Raw genomic sequence first — 26,978 nt, 5'->3', positions numbered from 1 at the left:
CACCCTGTCTCGAATCTGGACAAGCGAGGACAATTGCAGCCTTGCCTATCCGGCCCGCAACAAATTCTTTCATCTCATTTCCAACTCTTGCGCGACCCGCGTGAGCCCAAGCCATGACCGTTCTGCTCCAAAAGACAAGCACAGCCAAGACCCCCACCAAGCGTCGTAGCAGCAAAGCCGCAAGCACCGCGGCGGCCCAAGCCCCCACCCCCATCACCGTGATGGACCGCGCGGCCTTCCAGGCCCTGGCCCCCACGCTGCCCGCGGCCACGCGCAACTGGCTGGCCACCGTCGGCTTCACCGGCGCGGCCGACAGCCACGCCCTGGTGCCCGGCGCCGATGGCAAGCTGGGCGAGGTCTTCGCTGGCGTGGCCCATGCCGCCCACCCCTTCGCCCTGTCCGCCCTGCCCCAGGCCCTGCCGGAAGGCCTGTATGTGCTGAACGACGCCCTCGGCCTCACGGTGGCCGCCGAGCAGGCCGCCCTGTCCTGGGAGCTGGGCAGTTATCAGTTTGACCTCTACAAGCCGCGCCGCCGCGCTCCGGCCCAGCTGCAGCTGAGCACCAGCCCCGAGGTGCAGCGTGGCCTGGCCCAGGCCACCGCCATCTGCGCCACCCGTGATCTGGTCAACACCCCGGCCGAGCATATGGGCCCGGAGGAGCTGGCCCAGGCCGCCCAGATCGTCGCCAAGCAGCATGGCGCCAAGTTCAAGCAGATCGTCGGCGAGGCCTTGCTCAAGCACAACTTCCCCGCCATCCACGCGGTGGGCCGCGCCGCCACCCGCGCGCCGCGCCTGATCGAGCTGAACTGGAGCGGCGCCAAGGCCGGTGCCAAGGCCCCGCTGCTGAGCATCGTCGGCAAGGGCGTCTGCTTTGACACCGGTGGCCTGGACATCAAGGGCGCCGAGGGCATGCGCCAGATGAAGAAGGACATGGGAGGCGCCGCCAACGCCCTGGGCCTGGCCGCCCTGGTGATGGCTGCCAAGCTGCCCGTGCGCTTGCAAGTGCTGATCCCGGCGGTGGAAAACGCCATCGCCGGCAATGCCTACCGCCCCGGCGATGTGATCAAGACCCGCAAGGGCCTGCACATCGAGATCGGCAATACCGACGCCGAAGGCCGCGTCGTGCTCAGCGATGCCCTGGCCTATGCCTCCGAAGGCCAGCCCGACCTCATCATCGACATGGCCACCCTCACCGGCGCCGCCCGCGTGGCCCTGGGCGCGCAGCTGCCGGCCCTGTTCAGCAAGCATCACGACACCGCCCGCGACCTGGTCGACCTGGGCCTGAAGCTGGACGACCCGCTGTGGCATATGCCGCTGTGGGCGCCCTACAAGAGCGGCATCGAAAGCACGATTGGCGACATCGTCAACACCGGCAAGAGCGCCCTGGCCGGCGCCATCAACGCCGCGCTCTTCCTGGAGTATTTCGTGGACGAAAACCAGGACTGGCTGCACATCGACCTGTTCGCCTGGAACGACGTGGCCCGTGCCGGCCGCCCCATCGGCGGCGAGGCGCAGACCATCCGTACTTTGCTGAGCTATCTGGAGCAGCGTTACGCGGCTTGATGCATCGACGGGGGCGGACGACTGCCCCCCCCCAAAAGGGTGATTGATCGTCTGGGCGCGCACAACTCCAATCCGGTTCCGAGAACCTCAAACAAACTGGCTTTTGCCGGGCAGATCTCAAGAGAACCCCAGGGAAATTCCTGATTCTTCTTGTTGCATTCCACGCGGGAAAACTGAGCAGAACAATCCTTCCAGCGTGAACCTCGCCCAAGCAGGATAGACGGAGACGGCAGGAGTCGTCACTGGCGCCAGATGTTTGTCGAATAGAGAGGGAACATTCATGTTGAACTGGCCGCTTGGGCGCCGTCTGGCGTCGCTCTTTCTTGTACTTTCCCTGACCGCTTGCGGCGGGGGAGGTGGTGGCGCCACGAGCCCCCTGCCTACCCCAGCCGAGGCGCCCGTCGCGCGCATCAGCGCCCTGGGGGTGAACGCAGACAGTGAGGGAGCGATGCGGGGAGGCGTCAATGGCGTGATCACGCTAGATGCTTCCGCCAGCACCACCTCGACAAGCAGCGTTCTAAGCTATGCCTGGGCACTCAGCATGGCGCCCAGCGGGAGTAAGGCTAGCCTCAGCAATGCAGCGCAAAAAGCAGCCTCACTCACACCTGATTTGCCAGGCAAATACCAAGTCACGCTGACTCTGACCAGCAGCGCCGGGTCCAGCGCCACCAAGACCGTGGACTTGCAAATTGCTGAAGCCCCACCCGTGGCCAATATCATCGTGACCGCGGTCTACACAGGCTCCACGACCCCGGTGCAGATTGCCAGCCTGGATGGTACGGTTGGCAGCGTCTACACACTGGACAGTTCACAGCTCAAAGCCAACGACGGTACGGCGGTGTCCACCACCTGGTCCGTGGATCAGCAACCCGCAGGCAGCTTGGCCAAGCTACAGGGCAATGGCTCAAAGTTCCAATACACACCCGACTTGATGGGTATGTACATACTCCGCGCCCGCGTACGGGACAACTACGGCAACTACTCCGACGCGCTCTACACCTTGCGCATGGTGTACGCCCCACCGTCCACGTCGACCATGATCGTGGCCCCCAATTTCAGCGCCACTCCGGTCGAACAGGCCACGATTGACAGCACTTTGGGCACCAATTTTGTCCTCGACACCGCGAGCCTGCGGGCCAGCGATGGTGGAGCGGTTCGCACCATATGGAAGGTCTTGCAGCGCCCGGACGGAAGTTCAGCCCCTTTAACCGGCACCGACCCGCTGATTCAGTTCAGGCCCGACCAAATGGGTTTGTACAAGCTGCATGCCCATGTGGAGGACGGGCGTGGCGCCTATTCCGAATCGATTGTGCCCATCGATGTCCGCTATATGGCGCCCGCAACGGCCAGTATCTTGGTCAACAACAGCTTCACGGGTACAACCATCACCCAAGCGCCCATCAGCGCATCCCTCGGCTCGGTGTTCTCTCTGGATACCACATCCGTGCGCGTCTTGGATGGCAGCCCCGTGAGCACGGCTTGGGAGATCCTGGAGCAGCCTAGCGGCAGCCGCGCACAACTCAGCGGCTCAGGGACCCGGTTTCAGTACACCCCCGATGTGCTGGGCAGCTACAAGCTCAAAGTACGGGTGCAGGACATCAGGGGCGCCTGGGGCGAATCCATCTACACATTGAGTGTGCTCAACCGTCCGCCCGAAGCCAATGCAAGCGTCAACGCCGCCCCGGTTGCAGCCATCTCTTACGGCAACGCAAGAGTTCAGAGCGGCGCATCCATGACCTTGCGTGGCGGAGCCAGCTTTGATGCCGATGGTGACACCTTGAGCTATAGCTGGTCACTGCTCAGCGCGCCCGCTGCGAGCACGGCCAGGCTCAGCACCAGCACGACTGTGGATACCCACCTGAACTTTGATGTGGACGGTGACTACACCATCCAACTGCGTGTGACCGATCCCCAAGGCGCCTACTCGGATCGCCAGGTACTCATCAAAGTGGGTGATGCGCCTCCGGTGATTGTTTATGACCACAATAACTGGACGGCCATTCTGGGAAGCAACGCAACAGCCAATGCCGGCTTCAGCTACAGCCCACAGGCTCGGCCGCTAAGCTACCAATGGACACTGGATTCCAGGCCTGCTGGGTCAAGTACCGCCATTCCTACCAGCAGTTCGGCCCAGTTGTCTTTCACCCCCGATCTGCCTGGCACCTATATCGCATCGGTGGTGGTCAGCGATGGCACGCTGAGAAGCGTGGCCAGCTTCACGCTGCGTGTCCTGGCCAACTCGGAGAGAACCACCGAACTCGGATTCAAGCCCCTGATCGTTCGTTATAGCAAGGGCCTGGACCAACTCGTGATGACCAGCGCTTCACCCAATCTGCTGAGTTTTGTGGATCCGTTTTCCGGCCTGCTCCGTTCGGTGCCGCTCTTGGCTGCCCCCACAGGCTTGAGTGTCAGTCCGGACGGCAAGCTGGCACTCGTGCTCTATGGTTCGGTGGTGGATCTTTTTGATGTCGCCACGGGCAATCGCATACGGTCCAGCAATACCCTCAGCATCCGCAGCGACGCCGTGCTGCTGAACACCGGCGAGGCCTTGCTGTACGGCGGGGATCAGTGGAGCGGCGGGCCTGGCTTGATCAATGCCCGCACCGGAGCCATCTTGTCTGTCGCGACAAACTATGGCGCAGGAACCTTTTGGGGCAATCAGCAGTACGGGATTTTTGCTGACAAACTCAATACCGCATTCTCGACGTCTTCGGGGCTTTCACCCTCAAAGCTGACCTATCTGAAGCTTGATCCCAAGAATGCCGCCGTTGCGCTCGGCTCAGGCGACTGGCCCTACCACGGAGACTATTACGCCAGCGCTCCGATCGCGTTGAATACCAGCCAGACACTGGTGTTTGACAGCAGCGGGCTGGCGGCAAAAACCTCGGATCTGCGATTTGCCGGACGCATCAATCTCGGTGGCAACTTTCTTAGCATTTCTGCATCGAGCGATGATGCCGAGCTGCTGGCCCTGCAAGGCCCGGCCTACTCATGGAATACCGGCTTGTTGTCCAGCAGCTATGCACAGATTGATCCCGTCCTGCTATTGCTCCAGGGCACGCTGAACTTCCCCTCGATCAATAGCCAGCAATCCTATGGCTTGGCCTTGTTCCACAGCACGGCAGATCGCCATGTGGGGGTGGTCCAGACAGGCGGGAACGATGCCGCCACGACAGGGAAAAGATATTGGGTGTTCGCCCGTTGAAGCAGAGGTGAGCATCCGCCCCTGCCCCTTCAGCAGGCACAACTCCTTTCCGGGATTTGTGCCCAGCCTCAGCCCAAAGCCTCCACCGGCCGCAAGGCCAGGGCCTGGCGCAGATGGCGCACCGTGGCCAGCAGGGTGATGACAAGTGTGAGCACGCAGGCCGCTGCCAGCGGCAGCAGCAGGCCGTCAAGCCAAGCCACTCGCGCGTCAAAACCTTGCAGATAGAGCCAAGCCAGCCAGGCCGCCAGCGGCAGGGCCAGCAAGGCGGCGGCCAGCAACGGCGGCACGAACTCGCGCGCCAGCTGGGCGGCGATCTGCATATCGCTGGCGCCGTGCAGGCGGCGCAGGACCAGCTCGGTGCGGCGGCGGCGCATGGTGTCGGCCACCAGGGCGTAAGCCCCCAGCATGGTCACGCCCACCGCCAGCAGGGCGATGCCGGCCAACAGGGTGGTGATCTGCTGCTCCTGTTGGTAGACCTCGGCCAGTTGTGCATCGGCGGACTGGATTTCGTGCCGCACCGCCGGGCCATGCGCCGCCCAGATTTCATCCAGGGCGCGGCGCAGGGCCACGGCGTCGGGCCCGTAGACGCTGAGGTCCCACTGCGGCGCTTCGCTGATCAAAAAGCCCTGGGGCAGGGCCGGCTCGCGGGCCGACTCCAGGCGCACATCCTTCACCACCGCAATCACCCGGCGCGCTTCGGTGCCCGGCTGCAGCCACTCACCGCCGCCGTTCAGCAAGGCACCCACGGCCGCCTGTGGCGTGGCAAAACCTAGCAAGCGCGCGGCCTTGGCGTCGATCACCAGGCGTGTTTCGCCCTCGGCGCCAGCACCCATCCTGGGGTCGCCGGCCAGCACGCTCATGCCATAGGTATCGAAAAAACTGGCCGAGACGCGGCTGACCCGCAGCGTCTGCTTGTGGCCGCTGGCGCTGAGATGCGGATCGCGCTCGCCCATGGTGTCGCGGGCCGGACGCATCTCGCTGAAGGCCCAGTGCTGGATGGCCGGATGCTGGCGCAGCGCAGCGATCAAGGGCTCCAGATTGGGGACGTCTTTGGGGTTGATCACCAGACCCAGCCAGAAACGATTGTGCGTGTCAAAGCCGCGCTCCAGGTTCAGCAAATATTGCTGCTGCAGGGCCAACACACCGGCCAGGCCCAGCAGCAAGATGGAGCCGCTCAATTGAAGAGTCAGCAACAGCTGACGCAGACGGCGGCCCCAAGGGCCTTCGCTGGCATTGCGGCCTTGCAAGGCCGGCGCAGGCGCACGGCGCAGCGCGGCCCAAGCAGGCAGGGCGAGGGTCAGGGGCAGGAGCAGCAAGACGCTCAGACCCAGGCCGAGCAGGGCGCGCGGCGGCATGGGGTCGGCCACGGGGTGAAGGGGGTCCAGACCTATCCAGGCCGCCAGAGCCGGTGCCAAGCACCAGGCCAGCAGGCAAGCACCCGCGGCGGCCAGCAGCAGAGGCAGCAAGACCTCCAGGCCCCAGAGTTGCAGCAGGCGCGGGCCGTCCGCGCCGAGGCTGCGGCGCAAAGCGGTTTCACGCTGGCGCTGCAGCAGGCTGGCGGTCTGCAGATTCATGGTGTTGAAGGCGGCCAGCAAGAGCAGCAAGGCACAGGCCGCACCCACGGCGCCCAGCAGCTGCCAGCGCAGCACGCCCGCGTCGCCCTCGAAGGGCAGCTGGGTCAGGGGCAGGCCGCGGAAGAAGGCGGCTTGGCGGCCCTTGGCCGTCCACTCGGCGGGCAGCTTGGCGTAGAGAGGGTTGGCCTCAAAAGCCTCACGCATCCAGCCACCGACCTGGTCGACGGAAGCGCCCGCGCCCAGGCGCGCGAAGACCCGTCCGTTGATGATGAAGATGGCCTCGCGTTGTTCGGGCCTGCGGGTATTGGCCTGGGAGTCATAACCCACCATGGCCATGGCACGGCCCACCGAGGGCAGAGCTCCGACATTGGCCAGGGGGTTACGCGGGTCCAGCTCGGGCAGCACGGCGCCCACCGTGTAGAGCCGCCCCTCGCCCTCGATGCTCCGGCCCATGGCTTGGGCCGGGGGCAGATCGCCCCAGAGCTTGCGCAGCAAGTCGGTGTTGATGGCGATGCCGTCCGGCCGCGCCAGGCTGGCCGGTAAATCGCCGGCCAAGGGCTTGAGGTTCAGCAGAGGCGCGATATCGGGGTCGGCCATCAGCAGATAGCTGGCTTGCAGACGCCCCTCGATCTTGATGTCCAGACCGCCCTGGGCCACCCGGCTGATCCGTTCCAGCGGCAGTTGGCGGCGCTTGAGCATGTCGGCAAAAGACAGGGGCGCCGCGGTGAACCAGAAGTTACTCTCGCCCGGCAGATTGCCCTTGAAGTCCAGTACCACCACCCGCTCTGGCGCTTGGATGCCCGGATCGGGATCAGACAAAGCAATCGCCAGCAGCGCCACCAGCAGGCAGGCCGCCTGGGCCAGCATCAAACCACCCAAGGCCACGGCGGTGGCGGCACTGCGGCTGCGCAGGCCGCGCAAGGCATCCAGAAACAAGGCCTTCATGGCAGCTGCCCCGCGTGGGCATCCACCAACACCCGGCCATCCAGCAGGCGCACGGTGCGCGAAGCCAGGGCCGCGTGTTCGGCACTGTGGGTCACCATCACCAGAGTCGTACCCTCTTCATTCAGCTCGCGCAGCAAACGCATCACCTCCTGGCCATGGGCACTGTCGAGGTTGCCGGTGGGCTCGTCCGCCAGCAAGAGCGCGGGCCGGGCCGCGATGGCGCGCGCGATCGCCACCCGCTGCTGCTGGCCGCCGCTGAGCTGGCTGGGGTGGTGGCCGGCGCGGTGGGCCAGGCCCAGGCGCTCCAGCACCTCGACCGTACGGGCGCGCTGGGCCTTTTCGGGCTGACTGCCGTAGCGCAGGGCCAGCATGACGTTGTCCTGCACCGTCATCTCGTCGATCAGATTGAAGCTCTGAAACACAAAGCCGATGCGGCCCCGGCGCAGGGCCGCCAGCTCGCGCGGGCTCTTGCCCGCCACATCCTCGCCCTGCAAGCGGTAGCTGCCGCTGCTGGGCTGGTCCAGCAGGCCCAGCAAGCCCAGCAGGGTGGATTTGCCGCAGCCCGAGGGGCCGGTGATGGCCACATATTCGCCGGCCTCGATCTGCAGGTCGATGGCGTCAAGCGCCGTGGTTTCGAGATCGCCGCTGCGGTGGCGCTTGCTCAGCTGGGTCAGTTCAATCATGGGTTTGATAGCTTTCTGCGGAGTCACTCGGAATTGGGGAAACCAAAACTTGCTCACCGGCTTGCAAGCCGGCCAAGACCTCGACCTGGCCAGCGGCACGGCGGCCTAACTGAATATTTCGTCGGCTCAAGGTGCGGCCCTGCAGCACATAACTCTGCGCCTGCACGCCCGGACCTTCGGGCAGCAGCAGGGCGGGCCTGGGCTGCTCCAGCTGCAGGCGCAGATCCAGCGCCTGGCCTGGGGACAGGCCCGCCGGCGAGCGCCCTTCGGCCCAGCGCAGCAAGACCTTGACCTTGCCCGCTAGCACCTGCGGCAGGACCTGGGCCAGCTGCAGCTCGCCATGCGCCTGGCTCAGCGCCGGCTGGCCCGGCCGCAAGCGCGGCAGATAGAACTCATCGACCTCGGCCACCAGCTGCACGCCGCCACCGAGATCGTCGATGCGGCCCAGGCGGTCACCGGGGCGCACGCTGGCGCCGACCTGCAGCTGAAAGCCGCTCAGGCGGCCGGCGATGGGCGCGCGCTGCAGCAGGCGCTCGCGCGAGCGCTCCAGCAGCAGCAGGCCGCGCCGCAAGCCTTGCACGGCGCGGGCCATTTCATCCAGGGACTGCTGGCGGGTGTCGGCCTCCAGGCGCTGGTCCGCCTGCGCTTGCTGCAGCAGCTGGCTGGCCAGCCGGGCCTGGCGCTGCGCCTGCTCCAGCGCGGCCACCGAGACAAAGCCGGCGGCCGCCAATTGCAGCTGGCGCTGCTGCTCGGCCTCGGCCTGCTGCTGGGCCATCTGCATCTGTGCCAACTCGCGCCGGTTCTGCGCCAGGCTGGCCGCCTGCGCGCTGCGCTGAACCGAGACGTTCGCCATCTGCTGCGCCACCTCGGCGCTGCGCTGCATCAGGAGCTGCTCCTGCTCGGGGCTGTGCAGGCGGTACAGCGGGGCGCCGGCAGCCAGGCGCTCGCCCTCCTGAACCAGCACGGCCTCGACGCGGCCGGCCTCGGCGGCGTCGAGCTGGACGGAGCGCAGCGGTTCGACCCGGGCGCGCAAGAGCAATTCGTCGCGAAATTCACCGGCACGCACGCTCGCGAGCTGAGGCGCGAACACCGTTCTGGTCTGCGCCTGGCGGCCCCACAGCAGCAGGCCCGCGACAAGGCCGACCAGCGCCAGGCCGGCGCCCAGGCGCGGCAGCCAGCGCCGCCAGCGCGGCGGCGGGGCCAGGCGGCGGTCCATGGCTGCACCGCTGAGATGGAGGGTTTGATTCGGCATGAGGATTCGCAGCATCGCGCTGCGCATACACGCCGCCAAGCCCCCTGTCCGCTTCCGGACAGGGCCCTGGCGCGCGCGCCTGTTTTGAGGCGAAGATGCGAGCCGTGAACGACAGCTCCCCCTCCATTCTTCTGCTGGACGACGACCCCGATGTGGGCCTGGCCGCCCAGCTGCTGCTGCAACGCCGGGTGGCGCCCCTGCAGCTGCTGCGCCGGCCGGCCGAGCTGGCTACGGCACTGGACCGCTGCAAGCCGGCCCTGCTGCTGCTGGACCTCAACTTCGGTCCCGGCCGCAGCGACGGCGCCCAAGGCATGCGCCTGCTGGCCGAGGTGCTGGCGCGGCCGCAGCCACCGGTGGTGGTGGTGATGACGGCCTATGCCGAGCTGGAGCTGGCGATCCGGGCGCTGAAGGCGGGCGCCTTCGACTTCATCACCAAGCCCTGGGACAATATTCGATTGATTGCCACCTGCCAGGAGGCCTTGCAGAAAGCCCGCGCGGGCTCGGCAAGCGCCGAGCCTGTTGCCAAACTCAACACCGCCCATGCCAAGCCTGCCCGCTCCCTGGCCGTGCAGGAGCGGGCCGCCCTGAGCCAGGCCATGGCCGAGGCCGAGGGCAATCTGAGCGCCGCGGCGCGCCTGCTGGGACTCTCAAGAGCGGCCCTGTACCGACGCCTGGACAAACATGGTTTATGAAGCCTTGCGGCAGCTGCTTGCGGCCGCGCTTTTGCTGGCGGCCGGCGCGCTGGGGCAGGCGAGCCTGGCCGGGCCGGGCTCGGCCCGGCTGTTCAGCGTCGCCCTGCTGCTGGGCCTGCTGGGTCTGGCCCTGGGCCTGACGGGGCGCAAACCCGCCCGGCCTGCCACGCTGATCGGCGAGCCGCCGCCGCCCGCCGGGCAAGCTCATCAGCTGATCGCCCTGCAGGCACAGCTGGAGCATCTGCCGGTGGCCGCCTGGCGGCTGGGCGAGCAAGGCCTGCAGGCGCTTTCCAACCGCGCTCGCCGACTCGGCGCGCCCGGCGGTGTGCGCGACAAGGCCGCGCTGCACGCCCTGCTGGCCGGCGCCAGCAGCAGCGGCCCCGTGCTGCTCGACACCGAACGCGGCAGCGAACGCTGGCAGCTGCAGCGCCAACAGCTGACGCTGGACAGCCAGGTCCAGACCCTGCTGGTGCTGGTGCCGCTGGAGAACGAGCTGGAGAGCGAATCCCTGCAGGCCTGGCAACAGCTGGTGCAGATCCTGACGCACGAGATCATGAACTCGCTCACCCCCATCAAAAGCCTCAGCCAGACGGCCTTGATGCTTTTGGATGAGCCGGCCAGCGCCGGCAACGAGGGCGATCTGCGCACGGCGCTGGCCGGCATCGCGCATCGCAGCGAGGGCTTGTCCCGCTTTGTGCGCAACTACCGCCGCGTCAGCCAATGGCCGGCGCCCAGGATGGCGCCCCTGGCCCTGCAAGACTTCTTCCAGCGCCTGCAGCAGGCGACGGCACCCGCCTGGGCCGCGCGTGGCGGCAGGGCCAGCTTCGAGCTGACCTCACCCAGCTTGCGGCTGCTGGCCGACGAAGCTCAACTGGAGCAAGCCCTGCTGGCCCTGCTGCAAAACGCCGCCCAGGCCACCGCCGATCTGGCCCTGCCCCGCCTGTGGGTGCAGGCCCGCCAGGGCCGCGGCGGGCGCCTGCAGATCACGGTGCGCGACAACGGCCCCGGCGTGCCGGCCGGGCTGGAGCGGCAGATCTTTCTGCCCTTTTTCAGCGCCCGGGAAGCTATTGACGGCGGTCAAGGCATAGGCCTGGCCGTGGTGCGCCAGTTGGTGCATGGCATGGGCGGCCGGGTGCGCCATGTGCGGCCGCTGGAAGGCGGGGCGGCTTTTGTGCTGAGCTTCTGACGCAAGCCGCCCTCCTTGCGGCAGATGGGAGCAAAGAAAAAAGGGCCGTCAAAGACGGCCCTTTTTGCTTGTGGATGCTGCCTAAGCTTAGGCTCAGACGTTCCGGGGGCGGCGACGCGCCACGACCAAACCCATCAGGCCGACCAAAGCCATGGCCACCGAAGAGGGTTCCGGCACGGCGGAAACCAGACGGATATTGTCGAAATACGCATCACCAGCCACGCCACCTGCGGCATCAAAGTCTTCCAGCTTCAGGCGCAGATTCTGGCCGATGGTGGACTGGAAGGTCAGGGTGTAGGAGTGCCAGGCGCCGTCATCGATCAGCTTGATGGCCGTGCCGTAGTTGCCGGTGCCGGCCAACCACATTTCACCGCCGCTCAGGAAGGAATTGGAGCTGGCGCCCAGAAAACCACCCAGATTGCCGGCCACGCCGCCCTTGCCCGGTGTGCCCAGGTAATCGAAGGTCAGGGTGAACTTGCCGTTGGAGGAGTAAACAAAGTCATTCGACAGAATGCTGCCGGCGGCGCCCAAGCGGGTGAAGCTCAGCACCTTGTTGCCGGCATTCAGCGGGTCGGCCACCAGGACGGATTCCGGGTTGCCCGGATTGCGGTCCGTCCAGCCACTCAGACCGCTTTCAAAAGTTTCGTTCAATGCCGAAGCGGCAAACGCTGGTGCCTGTGCGGCGCAGACCAAAGCTGCCACTGCTCCCACCCGGTACATATTCGTTTTCATTGTCTTCTCTACCCCAGTATTAGAGGCGTGAAATTGCCTCGGCCTCCGTACTTTCCCAAACAAGGCCTAATCTCGCAATCCCGCGTTTAGGTGGCAATGGAAATCCCTAGGGATGAAAACCACAGTCTGGCCACCCGGCCCGGCCATCAGCCCGCCTGCCGATAGTTGTTCTGCAGTTTATAGGTCCGCGCATACAGTGCGAATAGCAGAGCGGCCAGCAATGCAAAGCCGGCAAAGAAGAACATCTGGAAGCCGGTGACGCTGATGCCGGTCTGTTTGATCTGCTCGCTCACCGCCGCGCTCTTGACGCTGGAGTTGGCCAGCAGCACCCACAGATTGCCGATGGTGACCGACAAGCTCCAGAAGCTCATGATCACCCCCTTCATGGCCAGGGGCGCCTGGCTGTAGGCGAACTCCAGGCCGGTGGCGGAGACCAGCACCTCGCCAAAGGTCAGCAAGGCATAGGGCAGGATCTGCCAGGTGATGGACAGGGTGTTGCCCTCGTCGAGCGAGAGCTGCATCAAACCCACGACGATCCAGGCCAGGCCGGAAAAGGCAATCCCCGCCCCCATGCGACGCAGCGCCGTCAGCTCCAGGCCCATACGCCCCAGCAGGGGGTAGAGCACGAAGTTGTTGAAGGGGATCAGGATCATCACCAGGGCCGGGTTGAGCGACTGCATCATGGAGGACTGGAACCACTCGGGCTTTGTCATCTGGTCGGCCTGCAAGACCCAGGTCGAGGCCTTTTGGTCGAACAAGGACCAGAAGGGCGTGACCAGGGCGAACAAGACCAGCAGGCGCAGCACGGCGCGCACGCCGTCCACCGCCTCATCGGGATGGATGCCGCGGGCACGCTCCAGCTGCATCCAGGCCCCCACGCCGCCAAAGCCCAGCACAAAGACCAGGGCCAGGCACAGGGCCGCGACGATGCTGATGCCGGGGATCAAGAACATGGAGCCCAGCGCCAGCACCCCACCGGCGCAGGCCAGGAACAAGCCACCACGGCCCTGGCCCGGTGCCTCGGCCAGCAAGGCCGTGCGCACCACACTCAGGAAGCCATGCGGGTTCTTGGCCGCCGGCGGCACGATCACATACTTTTTGCGGCCGGCCCAGAACAGCAGGGTGGCGATGAACATCAGGATGCCGGGGATGCCGAAGGCGACGCTGGCGCCGAACTGCTTCAGGAAGATGGGCATCAGCAGCGAGGCAAAGAAGCTGCCGAAATTGATGATCCAGTAAAAGCCGTCAAAGACTTTCTGCGCCAGCGAGCGATTGCTCTGGTCGAACTGATCGCCGATGAAGGAGCTGACCAGGGGCTTGATGCCGCCCGAACCCAGGGCGATCAAAAACAGGCCGAAGAAGAAACCGTTGCGGCTGTGCTCGAAGATCGCCAGGCAGGCATGGCCGGCGCAATACACCAGGCTCAGCCACAGCACGGTGTTGAACTTGCCGAAATAGCGGTCCGCCAGCCAGCCGCCCAGCAAGGGGAAGAAGTAGACGCCGATGACAAAGGTGTGGAAGACCTCCTTGGCCATGCCCGCACGCAGCGGCTCGGGCATGGACATCAGCAAGCTGGTCATCAGGAACACCGTCAGGATATTGCGCATGCCGTAGAAGCTGAAGCGCTCGCAACCCTCGCTGGCGATGATGTAGGGGATCTGCCCCGGCATCTTGGGGGTGGCCGCTTTGTCGGAGGACTTGACCGGGACTTGCTGCATGGCAGGCATCCTTGTTCTGAAAGTTCTTATCGGACGGAAAAGAAAAGGCCCCGCAGATGTTGCGAGGCCGAGCGCGTGAATTCTAGCCCTGCGATCCGTCTGCTACTCCCCCGCCAGAATCCAACTCGCCGCCCGCTCCGCAATCATCAGGGTCGGCGAGTTGGTGTTGCCGCTGGTGATGGTGGGCATCACGCTGGCGTCCACCACGCGCAGGCCGGCCACGCCGCGCACGCGCAAATGGCTGTCCACCACGGCCATGGTGTCGTCGGCCCGGCCCATCTTGCATGTGCCCACCGGGTGGAAGATGGTGGTGGCGATATCGCCGGCCAGGCGGGCTAACTCTTCATCGCTCTGGAACTGCAGGCCCGGTTTGTATTCCTGCGGCCGGTAGGCGGCAAACGCGGGCTGGGCGACGATGCGGCGGGTCAGGCGCAGGCTCTCGGCGGCGACCCGGCGGTCCTCGGCCGTGCTGAGGTAGTTGGGCGCAATGGCCGGGGCCTCGGCAGCGTCGGCCGAGCGTATCTGCACCGTGCCCCGGCTCGTCGGGTTCAGATTGCAGACGCTGGCGGTGATGGCATTGAAGCTGTGCAGGGGCTCGCCAAAAGCCTCCAGCGACAGCGGCTGGACGTGGTATTCCAGATCGGGCCAGCGCTTGTCGGGCGAGCTGCGGGTGAAGGCGCCCAGCTGCGAGGGCGCCATGCTCATGGGGCCGCTGCGCGTGAAGGCGTATTCCAGGCCGATTCTGGCCTTGCCAAGCAAGGTGTTGGCCATGGTGTTGAGCGTCTTGGCGCCCTCCACCTTGAAGACGGCACGGATCTGCAGATGATCTTGCAAGTTAGCGCCGACTCCGGGCAACTCCTGCTGCAGGGCAATGCCATGGCGGGCCAGCAAGCCGGCCGGGCCTAGGCCCGAGAGCTGCAGAAGCTGCGGCGAGCCGATGGCGCCGGCCGCCAGCAGCAGCTCGCCGCCCGGATTCAGCGTAACGGTCTGCAGGCCACGCGGCGTGGCCACCTCGGCCCCCGTGCATTGCAGGGCGCCGGACTCGCGGCTCAGCGTCAGTCGCTGCACCTGGGCGCCGGTCCATAACTCGAAATTCGGGCGGCCGTAGCAGAGCGGGCGCAGGAAAGCCTTGGCCGTGTTCCAGCGCCAGCCGCTTTTCTGGTTGACCTCGAAATAGCCCACGCCCTCATTCGTGCCGCCATTGAAATCATCAAGGGCCGGGATGCCGGCCTCTTGCGCGGCGGCGGCAAAAGCGTCCAGCACATCCCAGCGCAGACGCTGCTTTTCCACCCGCCATTCGCCGCCATGGCCGTGCAGGGCGCGAAAGGCGGCCGAGGCGGTCTGGCCCTTGTCCAGGCGCCAGTGGTTCTCGTGCCTGATGAAGTGGGGCAGGCACTCGTTCCAGCGCCAGGCGGGGTCGGCCGTGGCCTCGGCCCAGGCCTCGTAGTCGCGCGCCTGGCCGCGCATATAAATCATGCCGTTGATGCTGGAGCAGCCACCCAGCACCTTGCCGCGCGGGTAGCGCAGGCTGCGGCCGTTCAGGCCCGCGTCCGGCTCGGTCTTGAACAACCAGTCGGTACGCGGATTGCCGATGCAGTAGAGATAGCCGACCGGAATATGGATCCAGTGATAGTCGTCCCGCCCGCCGGCCTCCAGCAACAGCACCCGCTTGGCGGGATCGGCCGACAGACGATTGGCCAGCAAACAACCGGCCGTGCCGGCCCCCACGATGATGTAGTCAAAGCTCATGGCGGCCATGCTGACGCAGGCGGCTTACAAGAACAAGGGCGTTCCTACCGAGGGCAGGGCAAGGCGAAGCTGAATTCGCTCCCCTGGCCGAGGCTGGATTGCACCTCGGCATGGCTGCCATGCAGGGCCAGAATGCGCTGGACGATGGCCAGGCCCAGGCCCGCGCTCTGGGCCGGCAAGGGGCGCGCATCCCGGCCCTCGCGGGTGCTCCAGTAGCGCTCAAAAATATGCGGCAGGTCTTCGCCGGCAATGCCTTGGCCGTTGTCGCGCACGCGCACGATGAGCCGCGCCCCCGCCAGCTGCACCGCCAGTTCCACACGGCCGCCGGCCGCCGTATGCCGCAAGGCGTTGTCGACCAGGTTCTGCAGCACCCGCTCGATCAGGCGGATATCGGCCAGCACCAGGGCCTCCCGCGCCGGCGCCTCGATATCCGCAGCGATGCACAGGTTCACCCCCGCTTGGCTGGCCACGAGCTGATGGCTTTGGACGACATCGTTGAGCAGATCGGCCATGCAAAAAGGCTCGAACTGCGCCTGCGCCTGGCCGGACTCCAGGCGCGCGAGTTCAAACAGCTCGGCCACCCGCCGGCCCAGGCGCACGCAGTGCTGCAAGACGATGCGCAGGTATTGCTCACGGGTCTGGGCGGACAGGCCTTCGCCCCGCAGCAGCAAGGTTTCGATATAGCCCTGCACATTGGCCAGGGGGGTGTGCAAATCGTGGGTGATATTGCTGACCAGCTCGCGGCGCAGGCGCTCGCTGTCCTCGAGCCGGCGGAACTGCTCTTGCACCCGCTGCTGCAGCCGCTCGGCGGCGCTGGCCACCAAGGCGATCTCGTCCTGCCCGGCCTCGGCTGGCAGGAATTGGGCGCCATCGGCCTGGCGAAAGGCTTGCATCTGATTCACCAGGCGGCGCAGGCGGCGCGTGATGCTCATTTGCACGCCCACAATGCAAAGCCCGGCCAAGGCCAGGGCGCCCAGGGTCAGGCCCCAGGCCGGCCCCAGGCTGGCCTGGCCCGCGGCCTCGGCCTGCAAGGAGCCGGCCGCCGCGCCCCGCAAGACCACATACAAATAGCCCTGCGGATTGCCCTCACTGGGCAGGGCGGCGACGGAAACCAGATTCAGCTGCCCCGGCCGCCGCGGGTCATCCCCGTAGACCGGCAGAGCCTTGGGTGGGCTGGCCATGATCAGGCTGTGCACCCGGTCCAGGTCCACCCGCCTCAGGGCCGGCCCCGGCGCCGGCAGGCTGTGCTGGACGATGCGGCCTTGCGCGTCCAGCAGATAGGCTTCCAGCGCCGGGTGGATCATGGTGATGTACATGGCCGTGTCGGCCAGGGCGCCGGGCCGGATACGGCCTTGCCCGTCCACCATGGCTTGCGGCTGCCTGTCGGCGATGTAACGCGCCAGCTTGAAGTTCTGCCACTGCTCGTAGGCATCAAAACGGCGCTGCGCCTGGCGGCCCTGCCAGCTCAGCAAGACCGCGCACAGCAGGGTCAGCACCACCACCACGACCAGGGCCAAGCGCAGATCCAGGCGGGCATGCCAGGGCAGGCGGGGGTTCATTCCTTCGCCTCGAAGCGATAACCAATCCCCCAGACGGTGTGGATGAAGCCCAGGCCCAGCTTGTTGCGCAGGCGGTTGATATGGGTGTTGACCGTGTGGTCATAGCCGTCGTGGCCATAACCCCAGACTTGATCGAGCAGCTCGGCGCGGCTGAAGGCTTTCTTGGGCTGGCTGGCAAAGTGCCAAAGCAGGTCGAACTCGCGCGGCGTCAGCACCAGCTCGGCCTCGCCCAGCCAGGCCTGGCGTTGGCCGCGGTGGATCAGCAGGGCGCCGCTGCGGATCTGCTCCGACGCCTGCGGGGTGGCGGCGGCGACAAGCGCCCCGGCATGGGCGACCCGACGCAGCAGGGCACGGATGCGGGCCTGCAGCTCCAGGATGCTGAAGGGTTTGCTGAGGTAGTCGTCGGCGCCCAGCTCCAGGCCCAGCACCCGGTCCAATTCGGAGCCGCGCGCCGTCAGCATCAGGATGGGCAGACGCTGGCCCCGCTCCCGCAGCTCGCGGCAGACCTCCAGCCCGCCCAGGCCGGGCAGGCGCAGATCCAGCACCAGGGCGTCCCAGGGCCCGCCCTCCAGCGCGCGCCGCAGGCCCTCGCGGCCATCGGCCACGCAGACCACCTCGGCCGGCAGCTCGCTCAGGTGCAGATGCAGCAGGGCGGCGATATCGGGTTCGTCCTCCAGCACCAGCAGGCGGCGCGGACCGGACCTGGCCTCGGCCAGGGCGGAAGTAGGGGCAGGCAATGGCATGCCCGCATTGGAACGCGAAGTGCCGGCCAAATGTTCACCAAATTCTCACGGCCCCATCGGCAGCAAACATTTAATCCTGCGTTAGCAAACGGTGATATCTGGCGCGGCCCCGCTTCCTAGCATGCGATGACCGCGCTGCCAGCCGGTCATCCCTCCACAAGCTAACAGAGAGACTCCCATGCGATATTCATCGATCAAACTCGGGCGCCTGGGCGCCACCTTGGCCCTGCTGGGTCTGGCCGCCACCACTCAGGCCGCCACCGTGCAAGTGCAGGTCACGGTGCAAAACCTGGTGCCCGCCAATGGCATCGCCTTCGCCCCTTTGCATCTGGGCTTTCACAGCGGCAGCTTCGACGCCTTCAATCTGGGCCAGAGCGCCAACACCGCCATCCAGTCGGTGGCCGAGGGCGGCCAGGGCGGCGCCTGGCAGGCCGCTTTCGCCCTGGCCGACCCCGGCGCCACGCGCGGCACCGTGGGCGGCCTGCTGCTGGCCGGCCAGACGCAGACCCAGAGCTTCATGGTGGACACGGCGAGCAACCCCTTCTTCACCTTCGCCAGCATGGTCGTGCCCAGCAACGATTTCTTCATCGGCAACGACTCGCCCACCCAGTACCGGCTGTTCGACAGCGCGGGCCATCTGCAGATCTCGTCCATCACGCAAAAGGCCCGGCAGATCTGGGACGCCGGCTCCGAGGTGTTTGACCCTGCAGCAGCGGCCTTTGTGGGCAATAACAGCCTGCGCAGCGATCAGCACGGCGTGGTCAATTTCAACTTCGCCGAACTGGCCGGCTTCAACGGCCTGACGACGGGCGCCGGCTACGTCTTCCACAGCGGACTGAGCTACGACCAAGACGTCTACCGCATCTCCTTCAGCGCCGCCGCCGTGCCCGAGCCGCAGAGCTATGCCTTGCTGGCGGCCGGCCTGCTGCTGATGGGCGGCATCGTGCGCCGCCGCCAAAGCAAGGCCTGAAGCCGGGCGGCCGGCACTCAGCGGCTGGCCGCCGGCTCGTTCGGCAGGGCCAGGCTGTACCAGTCCAGCTTGCGCGTCAGCACCATCACCGCGGCCAGCACGCCGAAGAGCAGCAGCGAGCCCAGCAGCAAGGCCGCCTGCTCCTGCTGCAAGAGCGCATACAGCGCGCCGTACAGCAGGCCCAGCGCCGCCCCAAAGCCCAGGCCGCGCCGCCAGCCGCCCAGGATGTGGGCGCCGTAAAAGCTCAGCAAGGCCAGGGCCGCAGCGGCCGCGCTGGCATAGGAAGCGGCAAAGCTCAGATGCTCGGACAGACTCAGGAGCAGCAGGAAGAACACACTCATGGCCAGGCCCACCAGCAGGTATTGCACCGGGTGCACACGGCGGCCCGACAGCAGCTCCACCATGCCTACGCAGGTGAAGGTGAGCAGGATGAACATCAGGCCGTATTTGATGGCGCGGTCGCTCATCACATAGGGGTTGACCGGGTCCAGCATCTCGAAGCCCAGATGCTCCAGCTTCTCGGCCGACTCGGCCTGTTGCACCGCTTGGGCGGCCGTGGAGGCCAGCTCGGAGACCTGCCAATGCGCCGTGAAGCCCTGCTCACCCACCTCACGCTGATTGGGCAGGAAGCGGCCGCCAAAACTCGGATGGGGCCAGTTGGACCGCAGGTCCAAACGGGTGGACTGGGCGGCCGGCACCAGGGCGAAGCGCTGCGTGCCCACCAGATCCAGCTGCAGGCGCAGGGCCAGCGGCGTCTTGGCCGTGATGTCGGCCGGGTTCAGCTCACCCAGCTCGGCATGCAGGCCCTTGCGGTAACTGGGGTACTGGGTGCCCGGCAACACGCTCAGGCTTTGCTCGCCCCGGCGCAGCTCCACGCCGCGCAGGCCGCGCACATCCGAGGTGGCCAGCATCACGCGGTAGCCGCCGCAGCTGATCTGCCCGCCCTTGTGCTCGGGCCTGGCCGTCAGGCCGTCCAGCGAGGCCCATTGCGCGTCCAGCTGCAGGCGACCGGCATAGGCATTGACCTTGAAGAGGCCGCGGTAGCGCGCCTCGTGATCGAGCTGGCCGCCCACCTGCAGAACACGGGGCACACGGCTGAGGATGAATTCGCGCTTTTCGCTCACCAGGCGGCGCTCCTTGCCCTCGCCCTGGCTCTCTTCCCAGGTCTCGACGCAGGTACGGAACAGCAGCGGGCCTATCAGGGTCTGGGCCCCGGCCAGCGACTCCTCCACCCCCTGCACGGCCTCGGCCTGGCGGCCCTGGCGTTCGTCCACCAGCCAGCCTATGCGCAGCAGCACCAGGGACAGCAAAAAGCCCACGGCCGCCAGGATCAGCAGCTTGCTCACCCAAGGTTTCACCATTTCCACACTCCTCGTCATATTGGAAGAGCTGCAGTCTGGCATCGCCGGGTGAGGGCATTAGGTGCTGTGTGAAGCCAGGGTGAAGATCACGCGCAAACCAGGCTCGGCCGCCTCGAAGCGCAGGCCGCCGCCGTGCAGCAAGGCGACCTGGCGGGCGATGGCCAGGCCCAGACCCGAGCCCTTGCCGCCGCCGTCGGGCCTGGGGGTGGAGAAGAAGCGCTGGCCCAGCTGCGCCCACACTAGAGCCGGCACGCCGGGGCCCTGGTCGCGCAGGGAGAAGCAGGCGCGGCCGGGCTCGCGCCAGAGACGCAGCTCAAGAGCAGAGCCGGGCGGCGCGAAGTCCAGCGCATTGCCCAGCAGATTGGACAGGGCCAGCTCCAGCTGCTCGGGGTCGGCCTGCAGGGCGATGGCCTCGCGCTGCAGCCATTGCAGGCGCAGACCGCGCTGGCTCAGGCGCGGCTCGGCGCGCGCCAGCACGCGCTGCAGCAGCGCCTCCAGCTGCACCCGCTCCGGGTGGGCCGGCGCGCTTTGCAGCTCCAGCTTGGAGAGCTCCAGCATCCGGTCCACCAGCTCGCGCAGGCGCTCGCTCTGCTCCACCACCTGGCTGGCAAAGCGCTGGCGGTCGGGCGCGGCCAGCTCCTCCTGCAGCAGCTCGCCGGCGCCGCGCAGGGCGGCCAGCGGGCTTTTCAACTCATGGGTCAGGGCCCGCACGGTTTGCTCGATATGTTCGCGCCCCTCCAGGCGGGCGCGCATGGCGTCCATGGCCTGGGCCAGCTCGCCCAGCTCGCCGCTCACCTGCGGCACAGCCTGGCGCTGGCCGCCGGCCTGCACCTGCTGGGCATAGTCGCGCAGGCGCCGCACCGTCAGCACCAGCCAGGCCGTCACGGCCACGCCGATCAGCAGGGACAGGCCCAGCAAGAACAGGCCCGCAAACAAGATGCGCTGCTCGGCCCGGTCGATGAAGCGCTGCACCGTGGCCAGGGGCTTGGCCACCGTCAGCACACCCAGCAACTCGCCCCTGCCAGGCGCGTGCACCGGGGCGGCCACATACATGACATGGCTGCTGTCATCGTTCTGCACCGTGCGGCTGGTGCGGGCGCCGTACTCGCCGCGCAAGGCCAGGGCCACATCGCGCCAGCGCGAATAGTCCTGGCCGACGGCGGGCCGCTCGCCGGTGTCGAGCAAGACCTGACCCTTGGCGTCGGTGAGGTAGATGCGGAAGTCCAGGCTTTGCTTGCGCAGGCCCCAGATCTGCGCGTCCACCGGACGCTGGGCGTACTCACGCAGCTGCTGGGCCAGGCGGCTGTCCGCCAGGGGCGGTCCGCTGCCCTGGGCATGGGCTTGCAGCTCGTCCACCGCCAGCACGGCCAGCACATTGGCGCTATCCACCATCAGGTCTTCCATCACCTCGCGCACACTGGGTTTGACCTCGGCCAGGATCACCCGCAGGATGAAAAACGCACTCAGACCCGCGATCAGGAAGAAGGCCAGAAAAAGGCGCAGGCCCAGCTTCATCTCAAGACAATTCGATGGAATAGCCCAGGCCACGATGGGTGCGTATCGGGTCCAGCTCGGGGGCGGCGGCACGCAGCTTGGCGCGCAGGGTTTTGATATGGGTGTCGACCGTGCGGTCCAGGCTCTCGGCCGACTGGCCCCAGACGGCGTCCAGCAAGGCCTCGCGGCTGTGGATGCGCGAGGGCGCGGCCAGCAGATGGCGCAAAAGACCCAGCTCGCGCCGGGTCAGGGGCAAGACCTGACCCCGAAAGCGCACTTGCAGACCATCGGCTTCGAGCACAAAGCCTGCTGCCTGCTTGGTTTGCGCGGGCCCGGCACGGCGCAGCAGGGCGCGCACCCGCGCCACCAGCTCGCGCGGGCTGAAGGGCTTGGCCAGGTAGTCGTCGGCACCCAGCTCCAGGCCCAGCACCCGGTCCCATTCCTCGGCGCGGGCGCTCAGAATCAGCAGCGGCAGGCGACTGCCTTGCTGGCGCAGCTCGCGGCAGAGATCCAGGCCATTGCCATCGGGCAGGCCCAGGTCCAGCAGGGCCAGATCGGGCGGACTGGCCGCCAGGCTGCTGCGCGCCTCGTGCAGCCAGCTTTTGTGCTCGACCGCAAAGCCCTCACGCTCCAGCGCAAAGCACAGGGTGTGGGCGATGGCGGGGTCGTCTTCCAGCAGCAGGATGCGGGCCACCACCACCTCAGCCCAGGTGCGAGCCCAAGACCGGAAACAGCTTCATCAAACCATCGGCCAGCAGCTCCACGGCCAGGGCGGCGAGGATCAGGCCCATCAGCCGGGTCATGATATTGATGCCGGTGCTGCCCAGGGCCTTGGCGATGCGGCCGGCGGCGGAGAAGACAAGATAGGTGAACACGCCCACCACCACGCCATAGCCCACCAGCACCGCTAACTCCCACCAGTGACGGGTCTTCTCGGCATAGATCACCATGGTCGAGATGGTGGCCGGGCCGGTCAGCAAGGGGATGGTCAGGGGCACGACGGCGATGCTGGCGCCGGCATCGGCCTTGCTTTCGGCGGTGTTCACCACCTCGGCCCCCGATTCCACCGGCTTGGCGCTGAGCATCTGGATGGAGCTGATCAAGAGCAAGGTGCCGCCACCCACCTGGAAGCTGGCCAGCGAGATATTGAAGAACTCCAGCAGCTTGAGCCCCAGCAGCGAGCTCAGGCCTATGACCACAAAGGCGGTGAAGCTGCTGACCACGATGGTGTGCTTGCGCTGCTCCCGGGTCAGATGGCTGGTGAAGTGAATGAAGAAGGGCACGACGCCGATCGGATTCACGATGGTCAGCAGGGCGACCAGGGGTTTGTAAATATCCATGGGCGAGATTGTGGGGCTAAAAACTGCGGGCCTGCAGCGCCTGGTCGACTCGCAGCAAGCCTTGGCGCAAGCTGGGCAGGTCCACCGAGCCCAGGGCCAGGCGAAGCGCGTGCGGGACTTGCGCGCCGGTGGCGAAAGGCTCTGCCGTGGACACCGACACCCGCGCCGCCAGCAGTTCGGCGGCGATCTGGTCGGCACGCATTTCCTCCGGCAAAGGCAGCCAGACGAAATAGGAGTTCGGGTGCGCGATGCGCGGCCAGGCGCCGAGGAGCTTGGCCGCCAGGCTTTGGCGCAGCTTGGCGTCGCGGCGCTTCTCGGCCTCCAGCCGGTCCACCGTGCCGTCCTCCAACCAGGCGCAGGTCAGCGCCGTCGTCAGGCCGGGCGTGGCCCAGGTGCTGGCGCGGATGACGCGCTCGATCCGGGGCACCCAGGCCAGCGGTGCCACCACATAGCCGACCCGCAAGCCGGCGGCCAGGTTTTTGGAGAAGCCGCTGATGTAAACCGTCAGCTCCGGGGCCAGGGCCGCCAGCGGCGGCGGTGCCTTGTCGACCAGATAGGCATAAGCCCCGTCTTCAAGAATGAGCAGCCCGTAACGGCGCGCCAGCTCGACCAGTTCGTGGCGGCGCTGCAAGCTCATCACCCAGCCCAAGGGGTTGTGCAAGGTGGGCATGGTGTAGATGGCGCGCAGCTTGCGGCGCTTGCACAGCTGGGCCAAGGCCTCCAGATCGGGCCCCTGCCCCGCCGCGGGCAGGGGCAGCAACTCCAGATGCAGGGTCTCGGCGATCAGCTTGAAGCCGGGATAGCTCAGGGCATCCACCGCGACCACATCGCCCGGCTTCAGCAAGGCCATCAGCGTGGTGCTCAAGCCATGTTGGGCGCCGTCCACCAGCATCAGCCGGGCGCCATCGACCGCCAAGCCCCGGCGCCGCAGATGGCCTGCCACGATGGCGCGCTCGCGTGCATGGCCGCCGTGAGGCTGGTAGCGCAGCAAGGCCTCCAGATCGCCGCCGCGCGCCAGACGGCGCAGGGCGCTGCGCAGCAGCTCGGCCTGGCCGGGCAGGGAGGGGTAGTTGAAGTTCAGGTCCAGCACATCGGCGGCGGCGGCCATCAGGTCCAGCCCCAGGCCACGCGGCAGGGCGATCTGCTTGACGAAGGTCCCCCGACCCGTCTCACCGCTGAGCAAGCCCATGGCGGCCAGCTCGGCATACACACGGCTGGCCGTCACCAGCGCCAGGCCCTCGCGGGCCGCCAACTGCCTGTGCGTGGGCAGGCGCGTGCCCGGCGCCAGGCGGCCCGAGCGGATGTCCTCGGCAAAACGGTCGACCAGAGTCTTGTAGCGCGCCTGAGCCATGTCTTGATGTATCCATGACAATGATTTGATTGTATTGAGTCCCGGCCCTAGGCTGGCCGCCTTCACTCGGGATTTCAAACCATGGACAAGAGTCGCGGCGGCTGGCTGAACGGATTGATCGGGGTCTTCATCTTCAGCGGCTCACTGCCCGCCACCCGGCTTGCGGTGCAGGGTTTCGAGCCCCTGTTCCTGACCGCGGCGCGGGCCAGCATTGCCGGCTTGCTGGCCTTGGTGCTGCTGCTCTTGTTCAGGCAGCAACGCCCGGCCGGCAAGCAGTGGCGGGGCTTGCTGGTCGTTGCCCTGGGCGTGGTGCTGGGCTTCCCCTTGCTGAGCGCCCTGGCCTTGCGCGAGGTCAGCGCGGCGCACTCGATTGTTTTCCTGGGCCTGCTGCCCCTGGCCACGGCGGCCTTCGGCGTCTGGCGGGGTGGCGAGCGGCCGCGGCCGGCCTTCTGGCGCTACGCCCTGCTGGGCAGCCTGCTGATCGCGGGCTTCGCCCTGTCCCAGGGCTTGTCGGCCTCGCTCCGGGGTGACGGCCTGATGCTGGCCGCCATCCTTGTTTGCGGCCTGGGCTATGCGGAGGGCGCCAAGCTCTCGCGCAGCCTGGGCGGCTGGCAGGTGATCTGCTGGGCGCTGCTGCTGGCCCTGCCCCTGATGCTGGGCCTGGCCTTCTTGCAACGCCCGCCGACGCTGGCGCAGGTGCAGGCACCGGCCTGGCTGGGCCTGGCCTATGTCTCGCTGTTCAGCATGCTGATCGGTTTTGTCTTCTGGTACCGCGGCCTGGCCCAAGGCGGCATCGCCGCCGTGGGCCAGCTGCAATTGCTGCAGCCCTTGATGGGGCTGGGCCTGGCGGCCTGGCTCTTGCACGAGCCGGTGAGCCCCGGCATGTTGCTGGTCACCGGCGCCGTCCTGTTCTGCGTGGCCGGGGCCAGGCGCGCCGCTCAAGCCGAAGCGAGTCCGCGCAGATAGTCCAGGCCGGCCGCCGCCCGCGGGCCATACCAGCTGAGCAGTTCGCCATCCACCAGCTGCACCCGCGCCTGCGGACACAGGGCCTGAGCCTCGGCCAGATGGCTGGCGTCAAAGCGATAGGGTTCGGAGCTGAGCAAGACCCGGTCGATCCGGCCCAGCCAGGCCTCATCGCCGCGCAGCACCGGGTAGCGGGCGGCGCCGGACTCGCCGCCGCAGAGCTCGGGCCAGCTCTGCCAACCGACCTGGGCCAGCATGCGGGCGATATAAGTGTCGCGCGCCACCGTCATCCAGGGCTGGCGCCAGATCAGATACAGCACCCGCTGCGCCGGCCAGGCCTCAGCAGCGCAGCGCGCCAGGGCCTGGCCCAGCTCGGCCTGCAGGCGCGTCACCGCCTCGGCCACGCCCGGCTGTTCGGCAAACAGCGCCAGCAGCTGCGCCAGCAAGACCTGGTTGTCCTCGGGCCCTTGCGGGTGGGTGACGACGATATGCGGCACGAATTCGCGCAAGGCCTGCACCGTCTCCAGCCGGTTCTCGTCCACATTGACGATCACATGGCTGGGTGCCAGGCGGCGCAGCTTGGCCAGGTTCACGTCCTTGGTGCCGCCCACCTTGGGCACGTCGGCCAGGGCCGCGGCGGGGTGGATGCAAAAACCGGTGCGTGCCACAAGATTCGGCCCCAAGCCGAGTGCGATCAGCAACTCGGTGATGCTGGGCACCAGGCTGGCGATGCGGGGCGCCGACATCACAGCAAGCGGCTCTCACCGGCGCGGGCGCGCTCCTCGTTCTGGGCATCTTGCAGCACCAGAAAGACGGCACAGCAGCCGCGCAGATAAACCAGGGTGGGCAGCACCAGGGCGACGGCGAACACCGTGCCGCCGCCCACCAGGGCCGCCATGCCCAGCGGCGTGGCGGCCACCGGCGCACCGGCCGCACCCAGGCTGCGCAGGCCGTAGCCGAACAGGCCGGCCATCAATTGCTGGGCCGGCACATCGATGCCGGTCAGCCAGACCACCAGCAGGGACCAGGCCCGCCCACCGCTCATCACCACCAGACTGACCGCGGCACTGACCAGGCCGGAGACGAGCAGGGCCGCCGCCATCAGCGCCGCCGCCTCCAGCGGGCCGCGGCGCAGCTGGTTCAAAAGCATGCGCAGGGTTTCCAACACGCCATGGCCGGTCCAGATCGAGGGCCCCGTCAAAGGCCCCACCAACACGACCGAGGCAAAAGTGACCAGGCCCAGAAACACCACGCCCAGGGGCACCAGCAGGGCGAACAAGGGCACGCCCAGCCAGGGCAGACGCACCGCCCACAGCAGGGCCAGCAAGGCCCCCACGCCCAGGCCGACCAGGGCCAGCATCAGCAACAAGCAGAGCAAAACCTTGGGCGCACAGCGCAGCGAGGCCTGGAAGGCCTCGACCAGATCGCGCACCGGCCGGCCCCGCGCCTGGTCCATCAGCAACAGGCCGGTGGTGTTGAGGCCCAGAAAGGCCGCCACCAAGGCGGCCGCGGCCCAGATGCCGCCGGTCAAGGCATTGGCCTTGGCCAGGGCGGACTCGGCCGAGGCCAGCATCAGACCCGCCAGGCAAAAAGCACTCAGCAAGGCGTAGAGGGCTTGGCCGTTGCGAGGGGCGTCCAGGCTGGCCAGCACCCGGTTCAAGTCTTGCAGACTGAGTTTTCTTGGAGACATGGGCGGGAATCATAGCCAGCAGTCCCCAAAGAGCGGCAGCAGGGCATTTTGCAAATACCTAATCCACGATTCGCACGCACAAGCCCCCCAGGGTTTCTTCTAGACTCAGAAAAACAACACTTCTCCCCCCAGCTTTACCTAGTACTAGACCCTTCGCCCATAATGTTTTACCTGTGTTTGGAAGCCGCACCTTCGCTTGAATGGTTCAC

21 protein-coding genes are annotated in these 26,978 nt (G+C 67.0%); 6 read left to right on the top strand and 15 right to left on the bottom strand.

Annotation, left to right across the window (positions count from 1 at the left end; all coding sequences use genetic code 11):
- Positions 1-113: 113 nt before the first annotated feature.
- Together HNP55_RS05580 and HNP55_RS05575 are read left to right on the top strand one after the other, a co-directional pair.
- Positions 114-1,562, top strand: coding sequence for a leucyl aminopeptidase family protein (locus HNP55_RS05580; RefSeq protein WP_184297050.1), 1,449 nt, complete (start codon positions 114-116; stop codon positions 1,560-1,562).
- A 280-nt stretch (positions 1,563-1,842) separates the two neighbouring features.
- Complete coding sequence (locus tag HNP55_RS05575) at positions 1,843-4,767, top strand: YncE family protein (protein WP_184297048.1); 2,925 nt, start codon at positions 1,843-1,845, stop codon at positions 4,765-4,767.
- A 68-nt stretch (positions 4,768-4,835) separates the two neighbouring features.
- Here HNP55_RS05575 and HNP55_RS05570 read toward each other — a convergent pair whose 3' ends face one another.
- From HNP55_RS05570 to HNP55_RS05560, 3 genes are read right to left on the bottom strand one after another with little or no spacing between them, the layout of a single operon-like run.
- A complete protein-coding gene (locus HNP55_RS05570; RefSeq protein WP_184297046.1) occupies positions 4,836-7,286 on the bottom strand; it encodes an FtsX-like permease family protein in 2,451 nt (816 codons plus the stop codon).
- A complete protein-coding gene (locus HNP55_RS05565) occupies positions 7,283-7,969 on the bottom strand; it encodes an ABC transporter ATP-binding protein (RefSeq protein ID WP_184297044.1) in 687 nt (228 codons plus the stop codon). The genes HNP55_RS05570 and HNP55_RS05565 overlap by 4 nt, the downstream gene beginning before the upstream one ends.
- On the bottom strand, positions 7,962-9,221 hold the full coding sequence (locus tag HNP55_RS05560) for an efflux RND transporter periplasmic adaptor subunit (protein ID WP_184297042.1): 1,260 nt from the start codon (positions 9,219-9,221) through the stop codon (positions 7,962-7,964). The genes HNP55_RS05565 and HNP55_RS05560 overlap by 8 nt, the downstream gene beginning before the upstream one ends.
- 104 nt (positions 9,222-9,325) lie before the next feature.
- Here HNP55_RS05560 and HNP55_RS05555 point away from each other — a divergent pair, with 104 nt between their 5' ends.
- Both HNP55_RS05555 and HNP55_RS05550 read left to right on the top strand, forming a co-directional pair.
- Complete coding sequence (locus HNP55_RS05555) at positions 9,326-9,913, top strand: response regulator (protein WP_184297040.1); 588 nt, start codon at positions 9,326-9,328, stop codon at positions 9,911-9,913.
- Entirely contained in the window at positions 9,903-11,099 is a 1,197-nt protein-coding gene (locus tag HNP55_RS05550) for a sensor histidine kinase (protein WP_184297038.1), read from the top strand. The genes HNP55_RS05555 and HNP55_RS05550 overlap by 11 nt, the downstream gene beginning before the upstream one ends.
- A 93-nt stretch (positions 11,100-11,192) precedes the next feature.
- On the opposite strand, the gene HNP55_RS05545 is transcribed toward HNP55_RS05550, so the two are convergent.
- The 5 genes from HNP55_RS05545 to HNP55_RS05525 all read right to left on the bottom strand — a co-directional run bounded on the left by HNP55_RS05545 (position 11,193) and on the right by HNP55_RS05525 (position 17,600).
- On the bottom strand, positions 11,193-11,831 hold the full coding sequence (locus tag HNP55_RS05545) for a PEP-CTERM sorting domain-containing protein (protein WP_184297036.1): 639 nt from the start codon (positions 11,829-11,831) through the stop codon (positions 11,193-11,195).
- Between the two features lie 146 nt (positions 11,832-11,977).
- Positions 11,978-13,549 (bottom strand): oligopeptide:H+ symporter, encoded by a 1,572-nt coding sequence (locus HNP55_RS05540; protein WP_184297034.1) that lies wholly within the window; start codon positions 13,547-13,549, stop codon positions 11,978-11,980.
- Positions 13,550-13,651: 102 nt separating this feature from the next.
- Positions 13,652-15,307, bottom strand: coding sequence for a GMC family oxidoreductase (locus HNP55_RS05535; RefSeq protein ID WP_184297032.1), 1,656 nt, complete (start codon positions 15,305-15,307; stop codon positions 13,652-13,654).
- A gap of 35 nt (positions 15,308-15,342) precedes the next feature.
- Positions 15,343-16,857, bottom strand: coding sequence for a sensor histidine kinase (locus tag HNP55_RS05530; protein WP_184297030.1), 1,515 nt, complete (start codon positions 16,855-16,857; stop codon positions 15,343-15,345).
- Positions 16,854-17,600, bottom strand: coding sequence for a response regulator transcription factor (locus tag HNP55_RS05525; protein WP_184297028.1), 747 nt, complete (start codon positions 17,598-17,600; stop codon positions 16,854-16,856). Before HNP55_RS05525 ends, HNP55_RS05530 begins: the two co-directional genes overlap by 4 nt.
- Before the next feature lie 178 nt (positions 17,601-17,778).
- Here HNP55_RS05525 and HNP55_RS05520 point away from each other — a divergent pair, with 178 nt between their 5' ends.
- Complete coding sequence (locus tag HNP55_RS05520) at positions 17,779-18,570, top strand: spondin domain-containing protein (RefSeq protein ID WP_184297026.1); 792 nt, start codon at positions 17,779-17,781, stop codon at positions 18,568-18,570.
- 17 nt (positions 18,571-18,587) lie between these two features.
- Here HNP55_RS05520 and creD read toward each other — a convergent pair whose 3' ends face one another.
- The 5 genes from creD to HNP55_RS05495 are packed head-to-tail and all read right to left on the bottom strand — an operon-like array spanning position 18,588 to position 24,116.
- Entirely contained in the window at positions 18,588-19,931 is a 1,344-nt protein-coding gene (creD, locus tag HNP55_RS05515; RefSeq protein WP_184297024.1) for a cell envelope integrity protein CreD, read from the bottom strand.
- A gap of 57 nt (positions 19,932-19,988) precedes the next feature.
- A complete protein-coding gene (gene creC / locus HNP55_RS05510; RefSeq protein ID WP_184297022.1) occupies positions 19,989-21,446 on the bottom strand; it encodes a two-component system sensor histidine kinase CreC in 1,458 nt (485 codons plus the stop codon).
- A 1-nt stretch (position 21,447) separates the two neighbouring features.
- Positions 21,448-22,122 carry a two-component system response regulator CreB gene (gene creB, locus HNP55_RS05505; protein WP_184297020.1) on the bottom strand — a complete coding sequence of 225 codons (675 nt, stop codon included), beginning with the start codon at positions 22,120-22,122 and terminating at the stop codon, positions 21,448-21,450.
- Between the two features lie 4 nt (positions 22,123-22,126).
- Positions 22,127-22,765, bottom strand: a complete 639-nt coding sequence (locus HNP55_RS05500; RefSeq protein ID WP_184297018.1) for a MarC family protein — start codon at positions 22,763-22,765, stop codon at positions 22,127-22,129.
- 16 nt (positions 22,766-22,781) lie between these two features.
- Positions 22,782-24,116, bottom strand: a complete 1,335-nt coding sequence (locus HNP55_RS05495; RefSeq protein WP_184297016.1) for a PLP-dependent aminotransferase family protein — start codon at positions 24,114-24,116, stop codon at positions 22,782-22,784.
- Positions 24,117-24,197: 81 nt separating this feature from the next.
- Here HNP55_RS05495 and HNP55_RS05490 point away from each other — a divergent pair, with 81 nt between their 5' ends.
- Positions 24,198-25,082 carry a DMT family transporter gene (locus HNP55_RS05490; protein ID WP_184297014.1) on the top strand — a complete coding sequence of 295 codons (885 nt, stop codon included), beginning with the start codon at positions 24,198-24,200 and terminating at the stop codon, positions 25,080-25,082.
- Here HNP55_RS05490 and HNP55_RS05485 read toward each other — a convergent pair.
- Both HNP55_RS05485 and HNP55_RS05480 read right to left on the bottom strand, forming a co-directional pair.
- Positions 25,055-25,825, bottom strand: coding sequence for a helical backbone metal receptor (locus tag HNP55_RS05485; RefSeq protein ID WP_184297012.1), 771 nt, complete (start codon positions 25,823-25,825; stop codon positions 25,055-25,057). The genes HNP55_RS05490 and HNP55_RS05485 overlap by 28 nt on opposite strands.
- Entirely contained in the window at positions 25,825-26,769 is a 945-nt protein-coding gene (locus HNP55_RS05480) for a hypothetical protein (RefSeq protein WP_184297010.1), read from the bottom strand. The genes HNP55_RS05485 and HNP55_RS05480 overlap by 1 nt, the downstream gene beginning before the upstream one ends.
- Positions 26,770-26,978: the final 209 nt, after the last annotated feature.

It is taken from the genome of Roseateles oligotrophus (assembly GCF_014204525.1).
GTDB classification, from domain to species: domain Bacteria; phylum Pseudomonadota; class Gammaproteobacteria; order Burkholderiales; family Burkholderiaceae_C; genus Paucibacter_A; species Paucibacter_A oligotrophus_A.
The sequence above is the reverse complement of the archived record's forward strand: the minus strand, read 5'-3'. Positions and strand labels throughout refer to the sequence as shown.